The following is a 3,548-nucleotide window of genomic DNA, read 5'->3' on the forward strand; positions in this document are numbered from 1 at the left end:
GCCAAGGATGATGCCGCCCGTCGGGAAATCCGGCGCCGGGATGATCTCCATCAGCGCTTCCATCGACAGATCCGGGTCCTCGATCAGCGCCAGCGTGCCGTCGATCACCTCACCCAGATTGTGCGGCGGGATATTGGTGGCCATGCCGACGGCGATACCGCCCGCGCCATTGACCAGCATGTTCGGATAGCGCGCTGGCAGCACCGTCGGCTCGCGGTCCTTGCCGTCGTAGTTGTCCTGAAAATCGACTGTCTCTTTCTCGATATCCGCCAGCAGCGAGGCGGCGGGCTTGTCCATCCGCACTTCGGTATAGCGCATCGCGGCGGCGTTATCGCCGTCCATGGAACCGAAATTGCCCTGTCCGTCGAGAAGCGGCAGCGACATGGAAAAGTCCTGCGCCATCCGCACGAGCGCGTCATAGATCGCGGCGTCGCCATGCGGGTGGTACTTACCCATCACATCGCCGACGGGACGGGCGGATTTGCGGTAGGGCTTGTCATGGCCGTTGCCGGTTTCGTGCATCGCATAGAGGATGCGCCGGTGCACCGGTTTCAGCCCGTCACGCAGGTCCGGAATCGCCCGGCTGACGATCACGCTCATCGCGTAATCGAGATAGGCGGTCTTCATTTCCTCCGCAATGTCGACCGACGGGCCGTCATAAACGGGACGCTGGGGTTTTTCCTCAGCGTTTTCAGGGGTTTCCGGGGTATCGGTCACGGATGCTCGCCCTTTGTTTTTTTGCGCCCGCGCGGGGGCTAGATATTGTTGCGCGTGACTATACCCCATGCCATCCGTTGGGTGCAATGGCAGTGGGGCTGGTTTCGTCGGTCCGTGGTAACACAATCATAACACATTGTTTTCATTGTCGTTAACCGGTTCTGGTGTAGCATGGTCGCATAAGGCAGTTACGGAGGCAGCCATGCGCGCAAGCGGGCAAGGGGCCGAAACGGAGCTGATGCTGAAGGGCTATGGGCTCACGACGGCCGAACTTTACTACCGGATGCCGGACTACCGGCACGTCCTGAATTCCTTCATCTGGCAGGAATATGATCTTGCCCCGGACTATCCGGAACTCTTCAAATTCATCGAATTCTGGCAGCAGCAGATTGAGGGACCGCTGCATTCGGTCCGTTTTTGTCACCGCAAGCTGATCAGCCCGGGTGAATGGCGGAACGTGGTGGGCGAATTCCGGCTGCATTGAGGGTGGCCAGGACCTGCGAAACGTCGGCAAAACGTATGGCATCTGTCCATACGGCCCTTGCAGAGGTCGGACGGCCAAACCATGATGCGCGCCGCAAGCGGACCGGGGAGAAGACATGAAAGCGCGCATCACATGGGTCGGGGACCGGACCTTTACCGGTGGGGTCGAGGCAGGCCACCAGATCGTTCTGGGCAATGCCCATGGCGACAGCCTGAAGCCGGGGCCAAGCCCGATGGAGCTGATCCTGATCGGCACCGGTGGTTGCGCCTCTTACGATGTGGTCCATATCCTGCAAAAGGGACGGGAGCCGGTCGAGGACTGCATCTGCGACGTCAGCGCCGAACGGGCAGAGACGGAACCCAAGGTCTTCACCAGGATCCATCTGCAGTTCACGGTTAAGGGCAGGGGGCTTGATCCGAAAAAGGTCGAGCGGGCAGTTCAGCTATCGGCGGAAAAGTACTGTTCGGCCTCGGCAATGATGTCGAAGGTGGCCGATGTGACCCATGGGTTCGAGGTCATCGACCCGACCTGATCCGCTTGTTCAGGCGTTGTCATCGCCGAACCGCGCATCGTCGTCATATTCATCCTCACCCTCGGGCATGAACTTGCCCGAAAGCCGGATCGAATGGTCGTCATGGCGCGGGTCCATCACGACGTCCGACGGCAGTTCACCGGCCAGCCATTCGCGGATCTCTTCGCGGGTATCGCCCGGCTCCTGTTCCGTCAGTTCGGCGATGTAAGCCACGAAGGCGCGCTGATCGCCGTCGATCTCTTCCAGCTCGGCCTCATCGGCGGCGGGCCAGCGGTCAATGATCGCATCGAAGAATGCGGGCCAGTTTTCCTGGACATGCTGCCATTTCATCGGATCGGTTCCGCTATCGACTCTGTGCCGCCACAGTCTGCACCCGTTCAGGCGGGGGATAAAGAGGGGCTGACGGCCAAATGCCTCAGAACCAGCTTTTCACCGTCCGCGCGCCACCGGAAATGTCGTCGCCTACGCCTGCGACGGTGTTGCAGCCGGCAAGAGCCGTCAGAAGCGCGATCAGGGCCAGTTTCTTCATGCGGTCATTCCTCATACCACCAGACCTCGGGCTGAAAGCCGGGCCAGTCCCCGTATAGCGGAATACGTTCGGGATAGTGAAGATGCGAGGAATGCGCGATGCGGGACACTTTCGAGAACCAGACCGGAATGACATAGCGTCCAGCCGTCAGCACCCGGTCGAGCGCGCGGGTGGCGGCGATGAAATCCTCCTGGCTGCGGCTTTCAACCATGGCCTTGATCAGCGCCTCTGCGGCGGGCGAGTTCATGCCCATCCAGTTGCGCGTGCCGGGTTCGGTGACGCCTTTCGCCCCCCAATAGAGGAATTGTTCATTGCCGGGGGAAAGCGACAGGGCACGCGTGTACCAGGCCATACCGAATTCGTAATTGTTGGTGCGTTCCTTGTATTGGGCGCTGTCGACCACGGTCACCGTGGGGAAGATGCCAAGGGTTTTCAGCGCTTCGACATAGATATCGGCAATGGACTGGGTTTCTGTGGCGCCCGAAGCCAGCAACAGTTCAAAGGTAAAGGGCGTGCCGTCGGTATTCTTCAACGTGCCGTCCTCTACCGTCCATCCCGCCTCTTCCAGGAGTTTCGTCGCCTTGCGCAAGTTGCCGCGATCGACGGCGCGGTCGGCATTGCCGCCGGGCAGGGCGTAACCCTCGATCGTGCCGGGTGGCAGATCCGCGGCGAAGGGGGCGAGGAGTTCTGCCACGCGGCCCGTCGCGGGGCCTGCGCCCATGCCAAGGACAGAGTTCGAGAAATACGAGGTGATGCGCGGCTCGGTTCCGCCGTTCAGTGTCTGGTTGATGAATTCGAAGTTGAAGGCCAGAAGCATCGCCTCGCGCACCCGCCAGTCGACGAAGACCGGATCGCGGGTGTTCATGACGAAACCGGTGATGCCCGAGGGGCGCTGGTTTTCGATCTCTGACTTCACGACTTCGCCCGACTGGATCGAGGTGAAACCGTACTGGTCGGCCCATTTCGCCGAATTGGCTTCCCGGTGGCTGGAGGTTTCACCGCCCGTGAAGGCCTGAAACACCACGTCGCCATCGCCGTAATAGTCATAGCGGATTTCGTCAAAATTGTTCTGGCCCTTGTTGAAGGCCAGATCCTTGCCCCAGTAATCGGGGTTGCGTTTGAAGCTGATGTAACGGCCCGGTTCGAACCCGGCGACGATATAGGGGCCGGTGCCGGTGGGCACATCGAGGGCGGCGTCCTCGAAAGTCTTGCCCTCCCACTGCGCCTTTTTCAGGATCGGCCGCATCCCCATCAAAAGCGCCAGTTCACGGTCCTCGGTGTTGAAG

General features: G+C 60.7%; 6 protein-coding genes. 2 read left to right on the top strand and 4 right to left on the bottom strand.

Features of this window, described 5'->3' with window-relative positions; all coding sequences use genetic code 11:
* Positions 1-717, bottom strand: a 717-nt coding sequence (locus WBB85_RS20450) for a DNA gyrase subunit A (protein WP_432640429.1), incomplete at its 3' end; no start/stop codon positions are given.
* 202 nt (positions 718-919) lie between these two features.
* Between WBB85_RS20450 and WBB85_RS20455 the strand changes: the two genes are divergently transcribed.
* A complete protein-coding gene (locus WBB85_RS20455; RefSeq protein WP_432640430.1) occupies positions 920-1,201 on the top strand; it encodes an usg protein in 282 nt (93 codons plus the stop codon).
* 115 nt (positions 1,202-1,316) lie between these two features.
* Entirely contained in the window at positions 1,317-1,733 is a 417-nt protein-coding gene (locus WBB85_RS20460; RefSeq protein ID WP_432640431.1) for an OsmC family protein, read from the top strand.
* A gap of 9 nt (positions 1,734-1,742) precedes the next feature.
* On the opposite strand, the gene WBB85_RS20465 is transcribed toward WBB85_RS20460, so the two are convergent.
* The 3 genes from WBB85_RS20465 to WBB85_RS20475 form a co-directional block, all read right to left on the bottom strand.
* Positions 1,743-2,063, bottom strand: a complete 321-nt coding sequence (locus WBB85_RS20465) for a hypothetical protein (protein ID WP_432640432.1) — start codon at positions 2,061-2,063, stop codon at positions 1,743-1,745.
* Positions 2,064-2,148: 85 nt separating this feature from the next.
* Positions 2,149-2,262 carry an entericidin EcnA/B family protein gene (locus WBB85_RS20470; RefSeq protein WP_432640433.1) on the bottom strand — a complete coding sequence of 38 codons (114 nt, stop codon included), beginning with the start codon at positions 2,260-2,262 and terminating at the stop codon, positions 2,149-2,151.
* Positions 2,263-2,266: 4 nt separating this feature from the next.
* Positions 2,267-3,548, bottom strand: a 1,282-nt coding sequence (locus WBB85_RS20475; protein ID WP_432640434.1) for an extracellular solute-binding protein, incomplete at its 5' end; no start/stop codon positions are given.

It is taken from the genome of Albidovulum sp., from assembly GCF_049646345.1.
Lineage (GTDB): Bacteria > Pseudomonadota > Alphaproteobacteria > Rhodobacterales > Rhodobacteraceae > Albidovulum.